Genomic DNA, 23,094 nt, shown 5'->3' on the forward strand with positions numbered 1-23,094 from the left:
CCCGGGTCCGTCTTCACCGGCGCGTGCCGGTGAAGACGCGGATCATCTCCTGGTAGTTCTGGATGAGGTCCTCCTCGCGCGTCAGGACGACGTCGACGTTCGCCTCGCCGTAGTCACGGCGCACGTCGGGCAGCTTCTGGAACGCCTCCACCTGCGCGCGCATCGAGGCCACCTGCTCCGCCATGCCCTCCTGCTGCTCGGGCGGCAGCCGCGCCTGGAGCGCCTCCAGCTTCTGCAGCTCCTCCTCGTACTGGAGCGTCCGCCCCAGCTGCCGCTGGCTGATGACGGCGGTGACGATTTCGGCGATGCCGTTGACGTCCGCCTCGCTCAGGTTCGCCTCCCGGCGCGCCTCCGCCTCCGCCTTGGCCTTGGCCTCCACCACCTTCAGGCCCTCGCGCGCGGCGGCCATGGCCTCCGGGGTACCGGCGTCCACCAGCGCGCCCAGGTTCTGCATCCCCTTCACCAGCGTCCCGTAGACATCCAGCATCCGCCGCTGATAGCCGACGTAGGCGTCGAGCTTCTCCTTCGTCACCGTGTAGGGGCCGGGCGCCACTGCGTCTTCATTGACCCCAGGGGCCTGCTCGCCCACTGCTCCGGCAGCCGGGCCCTGCGCCTCCTCGGCTTTCTTGCAGGCCGAGAAGGCCATGAGCACCCACAGTCCCCACAACACCTTGCGCACGCGCGTTCCTCCAGACGGGGCATGTCAGCCCCTCGTGTATGCTCCGGCAACCTGGACGGTGAGGGGCGCCCCGCCTCTGTCTGTCATGGTGGGGTTGTTCCGGCCACTGAACAATCGCCGCATTACCTTTGACCAACCCTGCCGCGCTCGTGTACGAACCGCGGTTCTGTCGAAAGCGGTGGAGGGAATTTGAGGCTTTTCCTGGTTAGGCACGGCGATGCGGACGCGGAGATCCCGGAGGGTCTCGGTGACGAGGCACGCGCCCTCACCGCGAAGGCCCGCGCCAACACCGCCCAGCACTTCGCTTCGTTGTCCGCGCGCATGGGCCCCGTGGGCCGCATCCTGACCAGCCCGCTGGTGCGCACGGTGCAGACGGCGCAGATTCTCTCCATCGCCGCCAAGCACGAGGGCCCGCTGAAGGTGCACCGCTGCCTGCTGCCCGACATGCCCGTGGGCGCGGTGGAGCCGGTGCTGAACGAGTACGCCGACGAGAACCTCGTCCTCGTGGGGCATCAGCCGTCCATGGGCGCCCTGGCGGCCCACCTGCTCGGCATGCAGTCCTTCCCCAAGCCCGTCAACCCGGGCACCGTCATTGGCCTGGAGCGCACGGAGGGGGAGGCGTCGCCGCCGTTCAAGTTCCTGTTCTACGCGGCCCCCGGTCAGCAGGTGCTCGACATCATCCAGTGAGGCCTTAGCGGCCATGATGGACGAAGCTCGCTACAACCAGCTCGCTGCCGCGGCGTTCAAGCGCATCCTCGCGGCGGCGGACGACATCGACCCCGACATCCTCGAAGCCGACAGCACCGGCGACATGGTGACGCTCACCGCCGCTTCGCGGGAGAAGTGCATCGTCAACACCCAGCGCGCCGTGCGGCAGATCTGGGTGGCGGGACGGGGCCAGGGCATCCACTTCGACTACGACGCGGCCACCGGCACCTGGAAGGACGACAAGGGCCGGGGCCTGGAGCTGATGTCGTTCGTCGCGGAGGTCATCCGCGACATCAGCGGCGTGGACTTCGTCTACCCCGGCTGAGTCCTTCCGCTCGCGGCCTCCACCCAGTCGCCGCCCGCGGCCTGCGCGCGGCGCAGGGCCTCTCCGGCCTCCTTGAGGAGACTGCCGAAGCTCACCTGCGCGAACGCCCCCGTTACCGGGCCACGGCCCGCGGTAGGCTCGGAGACGGCGACGCCGACGGAGGCGCTGGCACCCTCGAAGGCCTTCAGGGACTTGATGAGCTCGCGCAGCCGCTGGCCCACCACCAGCGCGCCGGAGCGCGGCGTGTGCGGGAGGAAGACGACGAAGCGGCTGTCCGCGAAAGGCACGGCCACGTCGATGTCCCGCACTCCGGACACCAGGAGGCCCAGGGCCTCGGCCAGCGCGAGCTTCCGCGCGGCGGGAGGCAGGGCCGCGGCCTTCTCCGCGAAGCGGTCGATGTCCACCAGCAGTACCGCGATGGGGTAGCGGTAGCGCCGGCTGCGCTTCACTTCCATCAGCATCAGCCGCTTGAGGAACTCGAAGTCCGGGTGCGCGCCCACCGACGCCAGGTCGGACCGTGAGATGCGGCGGCCGTCCGGCGCGGGCGCCAGCGCGGGGAAGGAGCCGGACAGCCGCGAGCCCGCGGCAGGGGTTGGTGCCCCCCCAGCCGAGCCCGAGTCCGTGGACGCAGCCACGGGCGTTCCCGACGTGCTCGCCACGGCTTGCGACGCCGCGGCGGACTCGGTCGTACCGCCAGGCGAGGACGCTGAGGACGGCGTCGCAGGCTCGGTCTGCCCACTCCCAGGGAGGGCTGCTCCTCGGGAGGCGTGCGCCGCCGAAGTGCCTCCGGTCGGCGCCTCCGAATCTGCGGTGGGCGTCGCGAGGGAGGCATGCGCCTCCGCCGGGCCGCCGGATACCGCGCTCGCGGCGTCGGACGTCGCCTGCGATTCAGGCGAAGACGCTGCCTGCGAGGCCTGCGCCGCGGACGCGCTCGCAGGCGCGGCCCCCGTGGCGTCGGCCGTCGCTTGCGATTCAAGCGGAGACGCTGCTTGCGAGGCTTGCGCCTCCGACACGCCACCCGCCGTCTCGAGCGTCGCGCTGGACGGAAGCCTGGCGCCCTCGGCTGTGGTGGATTCCGCGCTCTGAGCGAGGCCTGAAGCCTCCGCGCCATCGCCTGGCAGCGACGCGGGAGGAACGGCAGGCCCATCGTCGACCAGGACGCCCGTGGCCACCGGCGGCTCGTCGGGCTCCGGCTCCGCGTGGAGCAACGGAAGGTCATCCTCCTCGGAGTCCCCCGCCCCTGGAACAGCCAAAGGCGGCATCATGGCCGCGGCCTGTTCCTCGCCGTCGGCTTCGGAGGACGGTGAGGTAATCGGCTCGGCGTCCAGTTCGGGCGCGAGTGGCCCGGCCTCGGACATCCGCTCGGCCGATGCTGCGGCGCGCTCCACCCCCACGGGCGCATCATCGGAGCGCGGCAGCGGAGGCAGGACGGCCGAGGGCTGCGCGCCCACGTCGTCTTCGGATGGCGGCAGGGGTGGAATCGCGAAGGCCAACGCGCCTGCCGCACCAGGAAGCGGCGGCGGAACCGCAGCGTCTACCGTGCCCGGCAGCGGCGGCGGAACAGCGGCTTCCCTCGCGACTACCGTTCCCGGAAGCGGCGGCGGAACGGAGGCATCCCTCGCGCCCACCATACCCGGAAGCAGCCCAGCGGCCTCCCCCGCGCCCGGCAGGGGCGGCGCCCCGTCGGTGGCATCCTCGTCATCGAGCGGCGGCGGAGGCGGAGGCACCACCGGCATCGGCGGCGGCAGCGCCTTCAGTGCGGCCACGCGCCTGCGGGCGTCCTCGCGCTGCACCAGCAAGGACACGCACGTCAGCACCGTGGCGCGCTTTAGCGGCCCCACCAGGCAGCCATCCGCGCCCGCGTCGGCGGCGCGGGTGTCCGCATGCTCCTCTTCCGGCGCGTACAGCAGCAGCACCGGAGCGGCCAAGCCTTCGGCGCGCACACTCCGGCACAGCGCCTCGCCATCCAGGGCGCCCGTTCCGGACGCCAGCAGGATGGCGGGCGATTGCTCGCGTACGGTGCGCAGCGCCTCGTCGACGCTGCCCACCCACGACACTGCGTGACCGGCGGACTCCAGGTAGCGGCGCAGGGCGCCCGCCACCGGTGCGGAGGGCTCGGCGAGGACGATGGAGGGCATCAGACCTCCATGACCTCCTTCTCCTTCTTCTTCACGATTTCATCCACCTGCGCGATGCCCGCGTCGGTCTGCTTCTGCACCAGCTCGGTGACGCGCTTGTGGTCGTCCTCGGTGATCTTCTTGTCCTTGAGCTGGGTCTTCAGCGCCTCGTTCGCGTCGCGGCGGAGGTTGCGGATGGCGACCTTGAACTCCTCGCCCTTGGTCTTCACCTGCTTGGCGATGTCCTTGCGGCGCTCCTCGGTGAGCGGCGGGAAGGGCAGGCGAATCATCTCGCCGTCGTTCATCGGGTTGATGCCGAGGTTCGCCTCGCGCAGCGCCTTCTCGATGTCCTTGAGGACGCTCTTCTCCCACGGCTTGATGGTGATGAGCCGGGGCTCGGGCGCATTGACGCTGGCCACGCCGGACAGCGGCGTCGGCGTGCCGTAGTAGTCCACGCGGACGCCATCCAGGATGGCGGTGCTGGCGCGGCCCGTGCGGACCTTCGTCAGGTCCGTGCGCAGGCCCTCGAGTGACTTCTCGATGCGGCCCTTCAGTTCGGCGACGACGTCTCCACTCATTGCGTTTTCTCCTTGAGTGCTTGCCGGTGGCTCCGGACTCAGGCCCAGAGGGTCTCGCTCCCACCCACCAACGTACCAATGTCCCCGTCACCCAGCACCGCGCGGCGGATGTTCCCCCGCTGCGTCAGGTCGAACACGATGATGGGGAGCTTGTTGTCCATGCACAGCGAGATGGCCGTGGAGTCCATGACGTTGAGATTCTGCTTCAACACGTCCATGTACGTCAGCGACCGATAGCGCCGCGCGGAGGAATCCTTCTTCGGGTCCGCGCTGTACACCCCGTCCACCTTGGTCGCCTTCAGGATGACCTGCGCGTTGATTTCCATGGCGCGCAGGGAGGCGGCGGTGTCGGTGGTGAAGTACGGGTTGCCGGTGCCCGCCGCGAAAATCACCACGCGGCCCTTCTCCAGGTGGCGCACGGCGCGCCGGCGGATGTAGGGCTCGGCGATCTGCTCCATCTTGATGGCGGACAGCACGCGCGTGTGCAGGCCCTTCTTCTCCAGCGCGTCCTGCATGGCCATGCAGTTGATGCACGTGGCCAGCATCCCCATGTAGTCGGCGCTGGCGCGGTCCATGCCCTCCGTGGCGCCGGCGACGCCGCGGAAGATGTTGCCGCCGCCAATCACCAGCGCGACCTCCACGCCGGCCTGCGCCACCTCGATGACTTCGTCGGCGATGCCCATCAGCGTGGGCGGATGGATGCCGTACTTCCCCTCCCCCATCAGGGCCTCGCCCGAGAGCTTGAGGAGGATGCGCTTATACGGGAGCGGCTTCGTCGTGTCGGAGGACATGCGCCACCGCTTCTATCCCCCGCCCCGCGAGGGATCAACGCTGGAGTCGGCTGGCGCCGCTCGCATCGTCCGCTGGCGGTCGCCTGGGGAGGGGTCGTCCTGACCCAAAAGGAAGGGCCGCGTCGCCCGGCCGCCCCTGGAGGGGTGGTTCCGGAGCGCGCGGCCCAGGTCCTGCCTGCGTTCAGACGCGCGGCCCGGGGGGACCGCGGGCGCCTTACGCCTGGCCCAGCGTCTTGGCGACCTCGGCGGCGAGGTCGTCCTTCTTCTTCTCGATGCCCTCACCCACCTCGTAACGGACGAAGCGGCGCACGGAGACCTTCTCGCCAATCTTGGCGGCGCGCTCGGAGATCATCTCGCCGACCTTCTTCTTGTCGTCCTTGACCCAGAGCTGGTCCACGAGGCACACGCCCTCGTAGTACTTCTCCATCTTCCCGACGAGGATCTTGTCCAGCATCGCCTCGGGCTTGCCCTGCTGCTTGAGGATCTCCCGCTGGATCTCCTTCTCCTTGTCCAGGTTCTCCGTGGGGACCTCCTCACGGCGGACGAACTTGGGGTTGGCCGCGGCAATCTGCATGGCCACGTCCTTCACCAGCTCCTGGAAGTCAGGGTTGCGAGCGACGAAGTCCGTCTCGCAGTTCACCTCGACGATGACGCCGATGCGGCCACCGTGGACGTAGGTCCCGACGACGCCCTCGGCGGCAACGCGGCCTTCCTTGCCGGCGGCCTTGGCGATGCCCTTCTTGCGCAGCCACTCCTCGGCCTTGGCGAAGTCGCCGCCCGACTCGGCGAGCGCCTTCTTGCAGTCCATCATGCCCGCGTTGGTCCGCTCGCGGAGCTCCTTCACCATCTGGGCGCTAACTTCGGCCATTGTCGTCTCCTGCCTCCGCCTCACCGAGGGCGCGCTGCGCCGGGCGGAGCATTGCAAGTTCAAAGGGATACTGCGGTACCAGGGAAACGGAAGGCGGCCGGGTAGCAGGCGCGTACTGGCGCCACCCGGCCGCTTCAGCACGGATGTGGGGAAGGGACGGCCTACTCGGCCGCCGCCTCGCCCTCGGAGCCCGCCTCAGCGGCAGGCTCGGACGCGACCGGGGCCGCGCCCTTCATCTCGACGAGGGGGCCACGGCGCTCGCCGCCACGGTCACCACCCCGGTCGCGACGGTCGTCGCGGCGGTCGCCACGGCGCGGGCCACGACGGTCGTCACGGCGGTCGCCGCGCTCCTCACGGCCCTCGCGCTCCTCCTGCTCGTCGCGCTCGGCGGCGCCCGAGGCGCGGTAACGCGCGGCGCCCTCGAGGCAGGCCTCGGCAATCTTCGAGGTGAACAGCTTGATGGAGCGGATGGCGTCGTCGTTGCCGGGGATGACGAAGTCGATGCCGTCCGGATCGCAGTTGGTGTCCACCAGGCCGATGACCGGGATGCCCAGGCGGCTGGCCTCGTGGATGGCGATGTGCTCCTTCTTCGGGTCGATGACGAAGACGCAGCGGGGCAGCTTCGACATCTCCTTCACGCCGCCCAGGTTCTTCTCCAGCTTCTCGCGCTCACGCTCGAGCTGGGCGACTTCCTTCTTGGGCAGGCGGTCGAAGGTGCCGTCCTCGGCCATCTTCTCCAGCGACTTCAGGCGGTCGATGCCCTGCTTGATGGTCTTGAAGTTGGTCAGCGTGCCACCCAGCCACCGGCTGGTGACGAAGAACTGACCGGCGCGCGAGGCCTCCTCGCGGATGACGTCCTGCGCCTGCTTCTTGGTGCCGACGAAGAGCACCGAGCCACCGCGCGCGGTGATGTCCGCCACGAAGCGGAACGCCGAGCGGGCCATCGTGACCGTCTTCTGCAGGTCGATGATGTAGATGCCGTTGCGGGCGCCGAAGATGTACGGCTTCATCTTCGGGTTCCAGCGCTTCGTCTGGTGGCCGAAGTGAACACCGGCCTCCAGGAGCTGCCTCATCGTGATGCCACCGGCGGCGGCCATCGCCTGCTGCTGCGACTGCGTGTCCTGCGTTTCCATGTTGTCTCTCCGGTTATTCCGCCACGTCCGGGCAAACCTTCCGGCCGAAACGTCCGGGAGCGCGGCCTCCTTCGAGGAGGGCCTCACCCACGGAAGCACCGGCGACCGGCACGGACGTGTGTGTAGTGGGTCCTGCCAGGGGTGGACTTCGCCCCTGACCCCAGACCTCGGGGCCGGGGGTCCTTAACAGAACCCCTCCGGGCCGCGCAAGCTTCGCCGCACGGCCCGTCCGGGTGAGGACGGCCCGGGCCGCTCCCCTACCCTCCCGCCGTCCCGGCGCGGCCCTTCCGCCCCGAAAAACGGCACCGGCGCGGAGCCTCCCGGAGGAAGCCGTCGCGCCGGAACCCCGCCAAGCGTCTTCAGCGGGCCAGCGTCCTAGACGCTGGCCTCCGAGGCGCCGTGGCACTTCTTGTACTTCCGGCCGCTGCCGCAGGGGCAGGGGTCGTTGCGGCCCACGGGGGGCTTGCTGGCCGCCGCCGGCCGGGCCGCCGCTGCCACCGAGCCCTCGTCCAGCTTGCCTTCCGCCGTGGCGCGCCCCTCCACCGCCCGCTTCTGCTGCTGCGCGAGCTGGCGCTGGATGCGGGCGGCCTCTTCCGCCGCGCTGGTGGCGGAGCGGGGCTGCACGTGCATCAGCTGGGTGACGAACTGCGCCTTGATGGCGGAGAGCATCTGGATGAAGCCCTGGTAGCCCTCCTTCTTGTACTCCTGCTTCGGGTCCTTCTGGCCGTAGCCACGCAGGCCGATGCCCTGGCGCAGGTGGTCCATGGCCAGCAGGTGGTCCTTCCAGAGCCGGTCGATGGTCGCCAGGTAGTTGTACTGGAGGAAGCGCATGAAGTTCTCACCGAACTCCTCCTCACGCGCCTGGAAGATCTTCTCCGCCGCCTTGTAGATGTGCTCCTGGAGTTCCTCGCGGTTGCCCACGCCCTCGAAGTTCATCTCGAGGTTGAAGGTCTCCTTCACGGACTGCTGGAGCGCGGCGATGTCCCAGCCCTCCACGCCGCGAGTGGGCGCGTAGGTGTCGGTGAGGGACACGATGACGTCCTCCATCGCGTCCAGCACCATCTCCCGGAAGTCCGCCCAGCTGAGGGTGCGCTCGGTGCGCGTCTTCACGCGCGTCTTCGGATCCTCCTCGTACTCCACCAGCGGGATGCCGGCGCCCGAGGCCAGCACCTGGCGGCGCAGCTTGTAGATGGTGCGCCGCTGCTGGTTCATCACGTCGTCGTACTCGAGGAGGTTCTTGCGGATGTCGAAGTTGTGGCCTTCGACCCGCTTCTGGGCGCCCTCGATGGCACGCGTCAGCCACACGTGCTCGATGACCTCGCCCTCCTCCATGCCCAGCCGCTCCATCAGGCCCTGGATGCGCTCGGACCCGAAGATGCGCATCAGGTCGTCCTCGAGCGACAGGAAGAAGCGGCTGCCACCCGGGTCACCCTGGCGGCCGGCGCGGCCACGCAGCTGGTTGTCCACGCGGCGGGACTCGTGCCGCTCGGTGCCGATGATGAAGAGGCCGCCGGCGTTGTGGACCTCCTCGCGCTCCTTCTTCGTCTGCTCCTCGAGCTTCGCCTTGGTCTCCGCGAACTTCTGCTCCCAGGCGGCCAGGGCCTGCTCGTAGGCCGTCAGGTCCAGCGGCTGTCCGTCCGGCGACGCGGTGGGCGGCTCGGGCGGCGGGCCCATGGCCGCCTTGGCCAGGACCTCCGCGTTGCCGCCCAGGAGGATGTCCGTTCCACGGCCGGCCATGTTGGTGGAGATGGTGACGGCGCCCTTGCGACCCGCCTGCGCGACGATGTCCGCCTCACGCTGGTGCTGCTTGGCGTTGAGGACGTTGTGGGGGATGCCGCGCTTCTTGAGGAAGCTGGACACCACCTCGCTCTTGGCGATGGACACCGTGCCCACCAGCACCGGCTGCCCGTTCTTGTGGAGCTGCTCAATCTCCGCGGCCACCGCCTCGAACTTCTCGCGCTCCGTCTTGTAGACCACGTCCTGCAGGTCCTTGCGGATGGGCGGACGGTTGGTCGGGATGACGCGGACGTCGAGGTTGTAGATCTTCGCGAACTCCTCCGCCTCCGTGTCCGCCGTGCCCGTCATGCCAGCCAGCTTGGAGTACATGCGGAAGTAGTTCTGGAACGAGACCGTCGCGAGCGTCTGGTTCTCGTTCTCGATCTTCACGCCCTCCTTGGCCTCGATGGCCTGGTGCAGGCCGTCCGACCAGCGGCGGCCCGGCATCTGGCGGCCGGTGAACTCGTCGACGATGACGACCTCGCCGTCCTTCACCACGTAGTCCTTGTCGCGCTTGTACAGCGTGTGCGCGCGCAGGGCCTGGTCCACGTGGTGGAGCGTTTCAATCTCGCCCGGGTCGTACAGGTTGGCCACGCCCAGCCGCTTCTGGAGCTTCTCGATGCCCTCGTCGGTGAGGGACACGGAGCGGTGCTTCTCGTCCAGGGTATAGTCCTGGTCCGGCACCAGCCCGGGGATGACCTGGTCCACCCGGTAGTACTTGTCCGTGCTGTCCTCGGTGGGACCGGAGATGATGAGCGGGGTGCGGGCCTCGTCGATGAGGATGGAGTCCACCTCGTCGACGATGGCGAAGTTCAGCTCGCGCTGGACGTAGTCCTGCAGGCGGAACTTCATGTTGTCGCGCAGGTAGTCGAAGCCGAACTCGTTGTTCTGGCCGTAGGTGATGTCCGCGCGGTACGCCTCCTGCCGCTGCTTGTCGTTCAGCTCGTGCAGCACGCAGCCGGTCGTCATGCCCAGGAAGCGGTAGACGCGCCCCATCCACTCCGCGTCGCGGCGGGCGAGGTAGTCGTTCACCGTCACCACGTGTACGCCGCGGCCGGACAGGGCGTTGAGGTAGGTGGGCAGCGTCGCGGTCAGCGTCTTGCCTTCACCGGTGCGCATCTCCGCGATGCAGCCCTCGTGGAGGAACATGCCGCCGATGAGCTGCACGTCGTAGTGACGCTGGCCGATGACACGGCGCGCCGCCTCGCGGGTGAGGGCAAAGGCCTCGAAGAGCAGGTCGTCCAGGGAGCGGCCATTCTGGATTTCCTGCCGCATGCGGTTCGTCTCGGAGACGAAGTCCTCGTCCTTGAGGGCCCGCATGCGGGTTTCCAGCTCGTTGATTCGGGCGACCTTCGCGTGGGCCTTCTTCAGCTCACGCTCGTTCTTGGTCCCAATCAGTTTCTTTAGCGTCCATTCGATCATTCGGTCGGCTCTCTCGCCGGAGAATCCTCGAAGGACGGCGGCGAGTGAAGGGAAATCCCTGGAGGTGTAAGGGAGAAACGTATGGAAACCACGTGCGTCCGCCGAAACTTCCACCCGGCCGGCCGCCCACCACGCAGCGGTTCAGAGTAAAGCGGAACCTCGCGCACGCAATGTCCTCCACACGAAATCAACGCCGCGGCCCGGCCCGGCCTTCTCGACGCCCTCCCTCCCGGCACTCCGGACGCCCTGGTGCCCCGGCGAAGCGCCAGGGTGCTGCCCCCCGGGGCAAGGCGCCTGCACACACCGCGCCGCCCGCTCCCAGCGCCCCTCCCCGAGCCAAGGCCCCCGCTCCGCCCGCCCGGACGCTGGCCGCCCGGCCCGGGCGCTGGTTATGGACGTGCCGCGCCGGCTTCGAGTCGCACCTCTTCGAGGAGCTGGCCTGGGCCGGGGCCCAGCCGCGCCTGCTGGGAGAGGCCCTGGTGGAGAGCGACGCCGTCTCCGGACCGCCCCCGGCCTTTGCCCGCGCCGGCTACCAGGTCGTCGCCTCGCTGGCGGCCACCACGCCCGAGGCCACCACCGAGGGCGCGGCGCAGGCCGTCCTCGCGCTTCCGGGCCACGCGCCCTGGGTGCTACAGGCCTTCACCCCGGATACGCCTCGGGGCAATGCCCTGGCCCCGGTGGCGGAGGCGCTGGAGTCCGCCGTGGGCGCCCGGCTGCCACCCGCGCGGCGGGTCGAGGACGCCCAGCGGGCACGCGAGGCGGGGGCGCTGCTCATCTCGCTGTGCGTGGCGCCGGATGACGTCACGGTGGTGGGCGCGGTGCCCGCGCGCGAGGCCCTGTCCCTGGCACCGGGTGGCCGCAGGCGCATGCGCCGGGCCGGCGACGCCCCGTCGCGAGCGGCCATGAAGCTGGAAGAGGCCCTGGATGGGCTGGCCTTCGAGCCGGGGCGCGGCGACGTCTGCGTGGACCTGGGCGCGGCCCCGGGTGGGTGGACGCAGCGGCTGGTGAGTCGCGGCGCCAGGGTGGTGGCCGTGGACCCGGCCCGGCTGATGCCGGAGCTCACGGGCCACGCACGGGTGAAGCACGTCCAGGAGAGCGCCTTCGCCTACGCACCCGACGAGCCGGTGGACTGGCTCTTCTGCGACATGGCGTGGCGGCCGCTGGAGGTGGCGCAGCTCCTGGCCAAGTGGGGGCGCCGCGGCTGGGCGCGCCACCTGGTGGCCAACATCAAGCTGCCGATGAAGGACAAGAACCCCATCCTGCTGCGCGTGCGCCACACGCTCGCCCAGGAGGGCGGCTGGGAGGGCCTCACCGTCCGCCAGCTCTACCATGACCGGGACGAGGTCACCGTCACCGCCCACAAGCTGAAGTGAGGCCCTGCGCGGCGGCGGAGGACGCGCTACACAAGGGGCGCCATGCCCTACTCGCTCGATGACGCCACCGCCACCGCCCTCGTTGCCCTCCACCCATGGGTGCTGACCCGCAGCCCCCAGGCACCGGTGCAGGCCGCCGTGGAGGTGCTCGTCCAGGCGGAGCAGGCCCGCCGCGGCCAGCCGGACGCGAAGACAGGGGCCCTTCAAGTCCCCGCCCTCACCCAGGGCAGCCTCCTCAAGGAGGAGTATGACCTGTCCACGCACGCCCACCATGACGGGTGGCGCGTGGGCGCCGTCATCGCCGACGTGCAGGGGATGATCAACGTCAACGCGCGCTTCGGCTTCCCCACCGGGGACGCGGTGCTGCGCGCCACGGTGGAGTCCCTGTCCGCGCAGTATCCGGGCGCCAAGGTGGTACGCATCCACGCGGATGCCTTCGCCGCGCTCCTGGTGCCCACATCCCAGCTCACCGTGACTGAAAACCTCGCGGCGCCCACGCGCGAGCGGCTCGCTCAGGACGTGCGGCGCGTGCTGCCCGAATCCACGCCTGACACGGACGTGCCCACGTGGACGGTGAGCCTGCTGGAGCTGACGGTGGATGCCCCTTCGCACTGGCAGGTGCTGGGGCCCCTGCTGTGGGCGGAGCTGGAGCGCACCCACGTCATGGAGCGCACCGGACGCGCGCAGGGGCTTCAGCGCCGACGCATCCGGTTGGATGGCGCCGTCCCCGGCCGCGCGACCCTTTGAGGTACGCGGCACCGCCGGGACGGCCACTTGAGGCGCCCGGCCGCATCAGTCCAGGGCACGGCGCTAGCTGCTTCGTGCCATCCCCGACCGCGCCACCCTTTGCTTGAGGCACGACCTGGACGGAGCCCCAGGCCGCGTCACGCTGACGGCACGCGGTGTCGCCTGGACGGCGTGCCCTGGACGTCTCCGCAAGGGCGGCCACTTCAGGCGCCCCCCAAGCCCCGAGGGCTTCCAGGGGGATGCCCGGACCTGCGCGAAGCGTCTGGACCCGCCACCGAGTGACTCGGGCCCGCTCCGGCTACTCCTCCAGGATGAACTTGCGGGGGTTCTGCCCGATGCCGTTGACCCGGACCTCGTAGTGGAGGTGCGGGCCGGTGGAGCGGCCGGTGTTGCCGACGGCGGCGATGTGCATGCCGCGCTTCACCTTGTCGCCGGCCTTCACCAGCATCTTCGACAGGTGGCCGTAGCGCGTCTTGATGCCGTAGCCGTGGTCGATGACGAGCACGTTGCCATAGCCGCCCTCAAGGCCCGCGAACACCACCGTGCCGTCCGACGGCGCGTAGACTTCCTTGCCGTGCGGCGCCGCGATGTCCATGCCGCTGTGCATGACGCGATCAGCGGTGTACGGGTCCAGGCGCGAGCCGAAGTCGCTCGTCACCCAGCCGCGAGCGGGCCAGATGGACGGCGTGGAGGCCAGCAACGACTTCTGATCCTGGAAGTAGGCCTGCAGCTCCTGGAGGCTCTGCTCCTGACGCGTGGCCTCCGCGCTCAGGCGGTCAAGCCGGCTCATCAGCGCCTTGGGCGTCTCCGTGGAGGTCAGCTGGGTGAACTGCGTGTCCGTCGCCGGCGCCGTCGTCCCGGCCTCCGGCTCCGTCGGGCCCATGGCCAGGTTGCGCTGCGGATCCGACAGCAGCGTCACCGCGCGCAGCTTCTGGTCGAAGCGCTCCACCCGGTCCAACGTGGAGCCGATGTGCTCGATGCGCTCGCGCACGGACTTCAGCTGCGAGCGGAGCGTCAGGTTCTCCTCGCGGAGGATGCGGTTCTCGGAGGCGTCCGCCGCCACCTGGAAGTAGTGGATGCTCGCACCCACACCCAGTCCCACCACGAGCATCAGCCCCATCCCCACCTGGGTGAGGAAGGACCGCTGGATGGTGTACCGCTTGACCGGAGCGTCATGGTCCGGAATCACCATCAGTGTGAAGGACTTTTTCGCCACGGGACAGCTCCCCTGCTTGCGTGGGACTTCTGGCGCAGCAAGCTAAGTCGCCTGCTCGCGCGCAACACCTCCCCCCGCCGCCTACCCCTCCCGCTTCGTCACCCACCGGCATTTCGCCTCGGCTGGAAACGTTGGGGCAGCTACCACTCAGATTCCAAGAGTGTCAAGGTCAACAGACCCGCAGGGAGGTCTGCCTGCCACGTCCAGACTCCCGGTGTGTCAGGCTTCCACTCGCACCACGATGACCGTGATGTTGTCGTCGCCGCCGCGCTCATTGGCGAAGTCGATGAGACGCTTGGGGACCTCGTCGAAGGTCCGCGCCTTCACCACCGTCTCGTGGATTTCGCGGTCCTCGATCATGTTCGCCAGCCCGTCCGAACAGAGGAGGAAGACGTCGCCGGGCTCTGACACCAGCCCCATGACGTCCACCTGCACCTCCTCCTCGAAGCCGACGGAGCGGGTGATGATGTTCTTGTACCGGGAGTGCTTCGCCTCTTCCGGCGTAATCATCCCGGCCTTGATCTGCTCGTTGACCAGGGAGTGGTCCTCGGAGATCTGCTGGATGAGGTCGCCCCGGATGAGGTACGCGCGGCTGTCACCCACGTGGGCGAAGAAGGCGTGCTCGTCACGCACCACCAGGGAGATGACGGTGGTGCCCATGCCGGACAGCCGCGCATCCTCCTGCGCGGCCGTGAAGATGGCCAGACAGGCCCGCTCCACGGCGGTGCGCAGCGCCTCCGGGATGGGAGAATCCTGGAGGTTGGGCACGGAGACGAAGGGGTTGTCCTTGCCTTCCCGCGCCCGACGCATCTCCTTGTCGATGGTCTCCACGGCGATTCGAGACGCCGTGCCACCTCCTGCGTGGCCGCCCATTCCGTCGGCGACGACGTAGAGCTGGAGCTCATCATCAATGAGGAAGCTGTCCTCGTTGTGATTTCGTTTGCGCCCGACATCCGTCAGGCCAGCGGAGATTATCTTCAAGCGGGAGGCCGCGGTCTGCCCTGCGGTGCTGGACACACCCGGGATGCTATGTGAGGCCCAAGGATGGGGCAAGGACACGGATGCACCGCGTGTACTTCACGCGGTGCGTCGGAGCCGACCCCGGGGGCTCCCCTCCGGTCCGGACTCCCTGCGGGCTCGCGTCCCCAGCGCCCGGTGTGCGGAACGCACCAGGGCCTCGGCCGCGCCCATTGCCTCGCGCGTCACCTCCACGCCCGACATCATCCTCGCCAGCTCCCGGGTCCGCTCCGCCCCCGCCTCCAGCACCACCACCTCGGAGACGGTGCGCTCGCCCTTGAGCCCCTTGCGGATGAGCAGGTGTGCGTCCGCGTAGGCCGCCACCTGCGGCAGGTGGGTGATGCACAGCACCTGCCGGTGGCTGCTCACGTCCTTGATCATCCGCCCCACCACGTCCGCGATGGCGCCGCTGACGCCCGCGTCCGCTTCGTCCAGGATGTAGCACCCGCCCCCGTCGCTGTCGGCCAGGGCCTTCTTGAGCGCCAGCAGCAGCCGGCTCGCCTCACCACCCGAGGCCACCTTGGACAGCGCGCGCGGCGGCTCGCCGGGGTTGGCGCTGAAGAAGAACTCCACGTCGTCCGCGCCGTCCGGCCGGAGGGATTCCCCCGGCGTCACCCGCACCTCGAAGGCCGCCTTGCCCATGGCGAGCTGTCCCAGGCCCTCGCGCACCTGCGCGGAGAAGGCCACCGCGCTGGCCGTGCGCGCGCGCGTCAGCGCCGCGGCCGCCTTGCGGGCCCGCTCCTCCACCTTGCGCCGCTCCGCGGCCAGCTCCTCCAGGATTTCCTTCCGGTTCTCCAGCGTGCCCAGCTCGATCTCGATTTCGCCCCGCTTCTTCAGCAGGCCGTCCAGGTGCGTGCCGTGCTTGCGGCACAGGCGCTTGAGCGCGTCCAGCCGCTCCTCCACGTCCGCCAGCCGCGAGGGGTCCGACTCCAGCCCCTCCACGTACCGGTTGAGCCGGCGCTGCGCCTCCTCCAGCTCCGACAGCGCCGTGCTCAGCGCCTGGGACACCGGCTCCAACGACGCGTCACACTTCACCGCCTCGTGCACCAGCCCCAGGGCGCGGCCCACCGTCTCCACGGCGGACTGCTCCTCGCCGGCCACCAGCAGCTCCGCCTCCGAGGCATGCCGCCTGAGCTTCTCCGCCCCGCCCAGCCGCTTGCGCTCCGCGTCCAGGCGCGCGTCCTCACCGGCCTCCGGGTCCAGGCGCGTGATTTCGTCGAGCTGGAAGCGCAGGAACTCGGCGCGCTCGCGCACCTTCGCCTCGTCGCCGCCCAGCGCCTCCATGCGCGCGTCCACCTCGCGCAGCGCCGTGTACTCCCGGAAGAAGGACGCCAGCACCTCCTCCAGGTTGCCGTACCTGTCCAGCAGCACGCGGTGCAGCCCCGAGTCGAAGAGGCTGACGTGCTCGTGCTGGCCGGCGATGTCCACCGCCCCGCGCGTGAGCTTGCCCAGCACGCCCACCGTCACCAGCGAGCCGTTGACGTAGGCCTTGCCCCGCCCCGTGCGCCCGAGCACCCGGCGCACCAGCACCTCTTCCCCGAGGTCCGGCAGCCCCAGCTCCTCCAGCCGGGCCTCCAGCGTCGGGGTGCGCGCGAAGACGCCCTCCACGGACGCCTCCTCGCAACCGGCGCGGATGACATCCGCGTCGGCGCGCCCGCCGAGCAAAAGGCCCAGTGCATCCACGAGGATGGACTTGCCCGCACCTGTCTCACCCGTGAGGACGGTGAGGCCGGCTCCGAACGCCACCTCCACCTCCTCGATCACCGCCACGTTCGAAATCCGCAGACCCAGCAGCACGCGCGCCCTCCAATGTCCGTACGACGGCCCTGGCACTGAACACCCTAACAGGTCCCACTGACACTGCACAGGCGTTCGGGTTGAGCGCACGGATGGCGGGCGGGAGGGAGAGGGGCCTCGTTGGGGCCCCAACCTCGTAAGTCCTCAGATTTCCGTGAAGAGCTCCTGGATATCCTCTTCCGTGAGCGTCCGGCCCAGCTCGTCGCCATCGCCGCCGAGCACGCCGGCGGCCAGGTCCCGCTTGCGGCGCTGGAGGGCGAGGATCTTCTCCTCCACGGTGCCGCGGGTGATGAGCTTGTAGCTGATGACGGCGCGCGTCTGACCGATGCGGTGCGTACGGTCCGTGGCCTGGTCCTCCACCGCGGGGTTCCACCATGGGTCGAAGTGGATGACGTAGTCGGCCGCGGTGAGGTTGAGGCCGGTGCCGCCCGCCTTGAGGGAGATGAAGAAGAGCGGCGGGCCGTCCGGGCTGTTGTACTCGTCCACCTTCCCCATGCGGTCCTTGGTGCGGCCGTCCAGGTAGAGGTAGCGCAGGCCCTTCTTGTCTGCCTCCTGCTTCAGCAGCTCCAGCATCTCGGTGAACTGGCTGAAGACGAGCGCGCGGTGGCCCTCCGCCACCAGGTCCTCCACCAGCTGGAGGAAGCGCTCCACCTTCGCGCTGGGCGGCATCAGCGTGCCGGGCGGCAGCTTCAGCAGGCGCGGGTCGCAGCACACCTGACGCAGGCGCATCAGCGCGGCGAGAATCGACACGCGGCTGCGCTTGAAGCCCACCTTCTCGATGCTCTCGTGCACCTTGCGGCGGCTCTCCTCCAGCACCTCGCGGTAGAGCGCGGCCTGGCCGGGCTCCATCTCGCACCACGCGACGCTCTCCGTCTTCGGCGGCAGGTCCTTGGCCACCTCCGTCTTCAAGCGGCGCAGGATGAAGGGCTGGATGCGGCGGCGCAGGCGGTCCTTCGCGGACGCGTCGTTCGCCACCTGGATGGGCTGCTCGTAGCGCTCCCCGAAGCCGTCCGCGCTGCCGAGGAAGCCCGGCATCAGGAAGTCGAAGATGCTCCAGAGCTCGGACAGGCGGTTCTCCAGCGGCGTACCGGTGAGCGCCAGGCGCGTCTCGCTGGGCAGCGCCTTGCACGCCTGCGCGGTGGCACTCCCGGCGTTTTTGATGTTCTGCGCCTCGTCCAGGATGATGTAGCGGAACCCCACCTGGGACAGCTGGTCCAAATCCCGGCGGACCAGCGCATAGGACGTGAGGACCAGGTCCATGTCCTTCAGGTCCTCCGCCCGCTCCTTGCGGTCCTGGCCGTGCCACACCATCGTCTTCAGGCCCGGCGTGAAGCGCTCGGCCTCGCGCTCCCAGTTGGCCAGCACGCTGGTGGGCGCCACCACGAGCGACGGCTTGCGCCCCTCGTCGTTGGCCACCTTCTGCATCAGGCTGAGCGACTGGATGGTCTTTCCCAGACCCATGTCGTCCGCGAGGATGCCGGACAGGCCGTGGCGGCGCAGGAACCAGAGCCAGGACAGGCCCGCCTCCTGGTAGTGGCGCAGCGTGGCCTGGAGCCCCTCGGGGACGCCCACCTTCGGCACGCCCGCCGTCTCGCGCAGCTCCAACATCGCCTGGCGCGCCTTGGCCTCCACCTCGGTGAACTCACCCAGGTCCGCCAGCAGGTCCAACGCGACGGCCTGGTGCAGCGGCAGCCGCGTGCGCGAGCGGCCCGGCAACGCGCCGGCCTCCTCGAGCAGGTCCGCCACACGCTTGAGCTCGACGGGGTCCGCCTCCGCGAAGGTGCCGTCCTTCAGGGGCACGAAGCGGCGGCCGGAGTCCAGCCACATGCGCACCGCGCCCAGGTCCACGGCCTGGTCGTCGGTGATGAACTCGGCGTCCAGGTCGAACCACTGCACGCCGCTCATGCCCACGCGGATGCGCGGCTTGAGCTTGGGGCGCAGGCGTACCTTGGGGGCCTGCACGCCATAGCGCTCCCACGACTCGGGGAGCGACGCCAGGCCCCGCGCCCAGAACTCCAGCGCGGTGTCGCCAGCGGCGTCGAAGGCGTGCGCCTGCGTGTCATAGCGCAGGCCCAGGTCCAGCAGCTGCTTGCCGGCGGCGCGCTCCAGGTCCTCGCGACGGCGGTACAGCTTGCGGCTGTCCCCGCCCACGCCGCTGGCGTAGCCCAGGTGCGTGGCCGTGGGAGACACCGGCACCGTCGTCTGGCCGTACTTCGCGGCCAGCTGCACCTTCACGCGCTCGGGGTTGCCCTCGAGCGTGAGCATGAAGCGAGGCTCCACCGCCTCGTCCACGTCGATGTCGTCCGCCTTCAGCGCCATGCGGAAGCGCGGCAGGTGCGCGGCGAAGAAGGTCAGCACGCGGTCCAGCTGCCCCGTGGGGAAGGACATGCTCGGCTCGAGCAGCCACTTGCGCAGCAGGCGCGGCGGGAAGTCGGGCTCCACCGGGTGCAGGTTCTGCCCCTGGATGACCCAGGTGCGGCGGCCCGCCAGGAGGATGACGTCCTTGAGCGAGTGGCTCGCGTTGTCCGGAAAGAGCAGCTCGATGCGCGCGGTGGCGCCGTCCACGCGGGACTCCAGATGAATCTGGGGCCGCACCGGCGCTTCCGTGTTGATGAGCTGGGTCCCGCGGTAGATGACGCGGCGGTAGCGGAGCAGCTCCAGCGCCTCGCTCAGCTCCTCGTCGGACAGGACGATGCGCGAGTCATAGCGGTGCTCGTGGCGCGACAGCACCATGAAGACGCGCTCGTCCGCGGGCGAGAGGCGGCCACCCGTCTGGAGCAGGCGCTTGACGTGGATGGGCCCCTTCGTCTGCGCGTCCTGGCGGCGCACGTCGATGATCCACTGCCGCGTGCTGCCGTTGCCGGTGCTGGCGGCCGTCAGCCGGTAGAAGAACTCGTAGTCGGGCTGCGAGGACAGGCCCAGCCAGCTCTCCACCTTGGCCAGGGCCGGGAGGCTCACCGCTTCGCCACTCGACGCCACCGGTTCCACCGGCGCTTCGTCGTCGATGACCTCCTGCTTGGGCTCGGGCGGCGCCGCGACGGGCTCCGCGCGAGGCTGCGGCGGGCCGGGCGAGCGGAAGCGGGCGGCGTAGATGAGCGCCGCGGCCACGACGTGCTTGCAGTGCGGACCGCCGACATTCCACGACGGGCAGGTGCACGTGGACGTGGCTCGGCCGTTCCCCAGCAGGATGGCTGTCTGGTACCGCGCGCCGGACGAGCTGGCGACCTGGGCGCTGATGCGGTCACCTTCACGGTGGAGGCCGAAGACGCGGCGCGACTCGGCCACCTCTCGCCCCTGCTTGAAGGTCGTGGGTTGGACTTCAGCCTTCAGGGCACGGAGCCACTGGGTGTCCTGAGGCGGGAGGATCTCTCGGATATCGGCGGTGGATTGCACGGCTGGCACAGGCCCCAGGCTCCAAATCGCCGGGGAACCCGTTGAACTACCACAGCAACGAGGCTCCCGGTCGCGGGAAAAATCAATGCGTCCGCCAGCAGAACCCGCCGCTGGCATCAAGCTGTGAGAGCATCAACCCCCGTCATGGCCCGGACCGTCCGCTTTCGCGCCTCCGAAACCCGCCCGCTCTCCGGCAGGCCGTCCGGCCCTTCGAGCGGACGTTCCATTTCACGGCCTGAAACAGTCGCCCTCGCTCGGAAGGTGTGTGCGGGGCGCCGCGCGGCCCCTGGCAGCCCGCCCTCTGTCGGCACGTTGTCAGCGCAGGCCGCGAACCGTGCCCTCGGGCGTCAGGCGGCCCTGCAGCGCCCGCCCCACCCTGGCACCTGGAGGCCAGCGGGGCCCTTCTCCCTCCTCACGCCGGAGTCTCTTGGATGAACACGCCCGTCACGAGCCTGACCGACACCACCCTCGTCTCGGACCTGAATGCCCGGCTTCGAGACGTACCGGACTTTCCCAAGCCAGGCATCGTCTTCAAGGACATCACCCCCGTGCTGGCGGACCCGCGCCTCTTCGGCCGCGTCATCAACGCCATGTCCGCGCCCTTCCGCGGGCAGCACGTCACGAAGGTGGTGGGCGTGGAGGCCCGAGGCTTCATCCTGGGGGCGCCCATCGCCCTGGCGCTCAACGCGGGCTTCGTGCCCGCGCGCAAGCCGGGAAAGCTGCCGCACCGCTCGGTGGTGGAGCGCTACTCGCTGGAGTACGGCGCCGACGGCGTGGAGATGCACGAGGACGCCATCCTCCAGGGAGAGCGCGTCCTCGTCGTCGACGACGTGCTGGCCACGGGAGGCACGGCGGAGGCCACGGCGAGGCTCGTGTCGCGGCTCGGCGGCGAGCTGGTGGGCTTCAGCTTCCTCCTCACCCTCGACTTCCTCGAAGGCCCCAACCGGCTGGGCCGCGAGCGCGTGACGACGTTGCTCAGCTTCTGAGCGGCCCGCGCGCAAGCGGCGCGAATGAGACGCGCCGCCCGCGGGCGCCCGAGGCGCTGCATGAGCGCCCCGGCTCCGGTGCTACGGAATGCCGACGGGAATGAGCGGCTCGCAGCCCATGTGAGCGGGCATGCAGTACGAGCGGCTCGGGCCCGGGCAGCACACCTGCGAGCTGTGACAGCCCAGCGTCCCGGCGCCACACTTCGGCCGGCACGTCGGCGCAGTCTGGGTCGGGTAGTCGTAAACGCACGTGCCACCGCCGCCACACAGCGACCCCGCGGGCGCCCCAGGCAGGCACTGCGAGACAGCGTCCTCCTGGACGCCCAGCTCTTCCGGAGCGGCCGTCTCCAGCTCCGTGCCTCCACAGCCCGCCAACAGGACGGCGACCGCGAGGACGCAGCTTCCGATGAGCGACTTCACTTGCATGTGGACTCCTCCATGGCCAGGGACAGCCCGGCGCTGCAAGCAGGATAGCATGCAATCAAAGAATTATTTGATACAGGCGCGCCATGCAGCCGGGCAGGACGGCCCCGTCCGTGCCGCCTGCTGACATGCAGGCCAGCCCTGCGCACCCTCTGACGAGAACCACCCAACGCTTCCACGGAGGGGACGACATGCCCGAGGTACGCACCCGCGGCGGCGCCCGCATTCGCTATGACGACGTGGGGCGTGGCGAGCCCGCGCTCCTCTTCATCCCGGGATGGTGCACCACCCGGGCGAGCTTCCAGAAGCTGCTGCCCCGCTGCTCCGCATTCCGCCGCATCCTGTCGGTGGACGTGCGGGGACACGGTGAATCGGAGGGCGGCGACACCGACTTCGACAGCGCGACGGTGGTGGAGGACCTGCTCGCGGTGGTGGCGGCCAGTGGCGCGCGGCAAATCGTGCCCGTGGCCATGTCCCATGCGGGCTGGTGGGCGCTCGACTTGCGGCGCGCGCTGGGGCCTTCACGCGTGCAGCGCATGGTGCTGCTGGACTGGATTGCCACCGAGCCGCCCCCAGCCTTCCTCCACGCCCTTCGCGGCCTCCAGACCGAGCGCTGGAGCGAGGTGCGCGACCGGCTGCTCCAGGGCTGGTTGAAAGGCCTGGACGATGCGGCCATCGAGCGCTTCGTCCGCGACGACATGGGCGCGTTCGGTGAGGCCATGTGGGCTCGCGCCGGCAGGGAGATTGAAGCCGCGTATGCGCGCGAGGGCTCGCCGCTGCGTGCGATCGCGGCGCTCGAGCCCATGCCCCTGACGATGCACCTTTACGCGCAGCCGGAGTCCCACGACTACCTCGCGGCGCAGGTGAACTTCGGCGTGGAGCACCCGGGCTTCCACGTGCTCAAGCTGCCCGCGACCAGCCACGCCCCGGCCCTGGAGGTGCCGGACATGGTGGCGGCGGGCATCGAAGCGCTCGTCTCCGCGCGGGAGGTTCCCATCCACGCGGGCGCAGTGCCGGCCTGAGGCGGCGCGGCCTAGCGGAGTCCGAGCGCTTCCTTCATTCCATCGGTGCGCTCCCGCGCGCGCTGCATGGCGATGCGCTGGAGCCCCGGGTCCTGGGGAATGGGCATCCAGGCCAGGTATCGGACCCTGGAAGGCCCTTCCCCGGACTGGCTGCTGGCGACAACCATCGTCCGGTTCTGGAAGGCCGCCTCCCAGGGGCCGCAGTCCGTCATGGAGAACCTGGTGACGGAGTCATCCTTCGCCTGCGTCCACGCGATGCAGGGGAACTCGGAGCAGTCCAGCGCCACCACGTCGAGCCCCATGCCACACTCACTGGCGGCCCGGAAGGCAACCTCCTCGAAGCCCTTGGGCGTGAAGGCCTCGGGCAGCTCGGAAGGAAATGCCAGGGGCACATCCTCCGGCGCAGCAGCCGCTTCATCCGCGGGCGCTTCCGCGTCCAGGGCCGGGTCCGGAAGCCGCCGGAGCACGGTGGCCTCACGAGGTGCCGCGGCCTCGGGGATGGCGGCGGCCTGCTTCGGCACCTCCGCCTTGGACGGTGCCGTACGAGCCACAGGTGACACAGGCGGCGCGGGTGTGCCCGTCGCCGTGGCGGACGCCTGGGCTGGAACGGCTTCGGGAGGAACCTGCGCAGCGCCCTGCCCCCCGCTGAACCAGACGCCTGCGGCGAACGCCAGGGCGACAACGAGCCCCAGCGCCGCGAAACGAACCAGCTTCATGGACGTA

Annotated in this window: 19 protein-coding genes; 6 read left to right on the forward strand and 13 right to left on the reverse strand. The window is 69.9% G+C overall.

Going from position 1 to position 23,094, the window contains the following annotated elements:
- Positions 1-13: 13 nt before the first annotated feature.
- Complete coding sequence (locus VZL07_RS03260) at positions 14-679, reverse strand: hypothetical protein (RefSeq protein WP_426753859.1); 666 nt, start codon at positions 677-679, stop codon at positions 14-16.
- 189 nt (positions 680-868) lie between these two features.
- On the opposite strand from VZL07_RS03260, the gene VZL07_RS03265 reads away from it, so the two are divergent.
- Positions 869-1,366, forward strand: a complete 498-nt coding sequence (locus VZL07_RS03265) for a SixA phosphatase family protein (RefSeq protein WP_426753860.1) — start codon at positions 869-871, stop codon at positions 1,364-1,366.
- Positions 1,367-1,379: 13 nt separating this feature from the next.
- Positions 1,380-1,712 carry an iron donor protein CyaY gene (cyaY, locus tag VZL07_RS03270; RefSeq protein ID WP_426753861.1) on the forward strand — a complete coding sequence of 111 codons (333 nt, stop codon included), beginning with the start codon at positions 1,380-1,382 and terminating at the stop codon, positions 1,710-1,712.
- Here the strand turns inward: cyaY and VZL07_RS03275 are convergent.
- The 6 genes from VZL07_RS03275 to secA form a co-directional block, all read right to left on the reverse strand.
- On the reverse strand, positions 1,700-3,850 hold the full coding sequence (locus VZL07_RS03275; RefSeq protein ID WP_426753862.1) for a diguanylate cyclase: 2,151 nt from the start codon (positions 3,848-3,850) through the stop codon (positions 1,700-1,702). The genes cyaY and VZL07_RS03275 overlap by 13 nt on opposite strands.
- Positions 3,850-4,407 carry a ribosome recycling factor gene (gene frr, locus VZL07_RS03280; RefSeq protein WP_426753863.1) on the reverse strand — a complete coding sequence of 186 codons (558 nt, stop codon included), beginning with the start codon at positions 4,405-4,407 and terminating at the stop codon, positions 3,850-3,852. The genes VZL07_RS03275 and frr overlap by 1 nt, the downstream gene beginning before the upstream one ends.
- Positions 4,408-4,445: 38 nt before the next feature.
- Positions 4,446-5,198 (reverse strand): UMP kinase, encoded by a 753-nt coding sequence (pyrH, locus tag VZL07_RS03285; protein WP_426753864.1) that lies wholly within the window; start codon positions 5,196-5,198, stop codon positions 4,446-4,448.
- A gap of 214 nt (positions 5,199-5,412) precedes the next feature.
- On the reverse strand, positions 5,413-6,066 hold the full coding sequence (tsf, locus tag VZL07_RS03290; RefSeq protein ID WP_426753865.1) for a translation elongation factor Ts: 654 nt from the start codon (positions 6,064-6,066) through the stop codon (positions 5,413-5,415).
- 161 nt (positions 6,067-6,227) lie between these two features.
- Complete coding sequence (rpsB, locus tag VZL07_RS03295) at positions 6,228-7,199, reverse strand: 30S ribosomal protein S2 (RefSeq protein ID WP_426753866.1); 972 nt, start codon at positions 7,197-7,199, stop codon at positions 6,228-6,230.
- Between the two features lie 375 nt (positions 7,200-7,574).
- Entirely contained in the window at positions 7,575-10,397 is a 2,823-nt protein-coding gene (gene secA / locus VZL07_RS03300; protein WP_426753867.1) for a preprotein translocase subunit SecA, read from the reverse strand.
- A gap of 365 nt (positions 10,398-10,762) precedes the next feature.
- Here secA and rlmM point away from each other — a divergent pair, with 365 nt between their 5' ends.
- On the forward strand, positions 10,763-11,770 hold the full coding sequence (gene rlmM, locus VZL07_RS03305) for a 23S rRNA (cytidine(2498)-2'-O)-methyltransferase RlmM (RefSeq protein ID WP_426757226.1): 1,008 nt from the start codon (positions 10,763-10,765) through the stop codon (positions 11,768-11,770).
- 42 nt (positions 11,771-11,812) lie between these two features.
- A complete protein-coding gene (locus VZL07_RS03310; RefSeq protein WP_426753868.1) occupies positions 11,813-12,517 on the forward strand; it encodes a diguanylate cyclase domain-containing protein in 705 nt (234 codons plus the stop codon).
- Positions 12,518-12,815: 298 nt separating this feature from the next.
- Here VZL07_RS03310 and VZL07_RS03315 read toward each other — a convergent pair whose 3' ends face one another.
- The 4 genes from VZL07_RS03315 to VZL07_RS03330 form a co-directional block, all read right to left on the reverse strand.
- Entirely contained in the window at positions 12,816-13,733 is a 918-nt protein-coding gene (locus VZL07_RS03315) for a peptidoglycan DD-metalloendopeptidase family protein (protein ID WP_426753869.1), read from the reverse strand.
- Between the two features lie 219 nt (positions 13,734-13,952).
- A complete protein-coding gene (locus tag VZL07_RS03320; RefSeq protein ID WP_426753870.1) occupies positions 13,953-14,750 on the reverse strand; it encodes a Stp1/IreP family PP2C-type Ser/Thr phosphatase in 798 nt (265 codons plus the stop codon).
- Between the two features lie 60 nt (positions 14,751-14,810).
- Positions 14,811-16,547 (reverse strand): DNA repair protein RecN, encoded by a 1,737-nt coding sequence (gene recN, locus VZL07_RS03325; RefSeq protein ID WP_426753871.1) that lies wholly within the window; start codon positions 16,545-16,547, stop codon positions 14,811-14,813.
- A 144-nt stretch (positions 16,548-16,691) separates the two neighbouring features.
- Positions 16,692-19,949: an SNF2-related protein gene (locus tag VZL07_RS03330; RefSeq protein ID WP_426753872.1), complete on the reverse strand. Its 3,258-nt coding sequence runs from the start codon at positions 19,947-19,949 to the stop codon at positions 16,692-16,694.
- Positions 19,950-20,371: 422 nt separating this feature from the next.
- On the opposite strand from VZL07_RS03330, the gene VZL07_RS03335 reads away from it, so the two are divergent.
- On the forward strand, positions 20,372-20,926 hold the full coding sequence (locus VZL07_RS03335) for an adenine phosphoribosyltransferase (RefSeq protein ID WP_426753873.1): 555 nt from the start codon (positions 20,372-20,374) through the stop codon (positions 20,924-20,926).
- Between the two features lie 81 nt (positions 20,927-21,007).
- Here the strand turns inward: VZL07_RS03335 and VZL07_RS03340 are convergent, their stop codons facing one another.
- Positions 21,008-21,352: a hypothetical protein gene (locus VZL07_RS03340; protein WP_426753874.1), complete on the reverse strand. Its 345-nt coding sequence runs from the start codon at positions 21,350-21,352 to the stop codon at positions 21,008-21,010.
- Between the two features lie 188 nt (positions 21,353-21,540).
- Here VZL07_RS03340 and VZL07_RS03345 point away from each other — a divergent pair, with 188 nt between their 5' ends.
- The gene (locus VZL07_RS03345) at positions 21,541-22,371 is read left to right on the forward strand and encodes an alpha/beta fold hydrolase (protein ID WP_426753875.1); all 831 of its coding nucleotides are present in this window, start codon (positions 21,541-21,543) and stop codon (positions 22,369-22,371) included.
- A gap of 11 nt (positions 22,372-22,382) precedes the next feature.
- Here VZL07_RS03345 and VZL07_RS03350 read toward each other — a convergent pair whose 3' ends face one another.
- Positions 22,383-23,087: a hypothetical protein gene (locus VZL07_RS03350; RefSeq protein ID WP_426753876.1), complete on the reverse strand. Its 705-nt coding sequence runs from the start codon at positions 23,085-23,087 to the stop codon at positions 22,383-22,385.
- Positions 23,088-23,094: the final 7 nt, after the last annotated feature.

Source organism: Pseudomyxococcus flavus, from assembly GCF_050038885.1.
In the GTDB taxonomy this organism is placed as follows: Bacteria; Myxococcota; Myxococcia; order Myxococcales; family Myxococcaceae; genus Myxococcus; species Myxococcus flavus.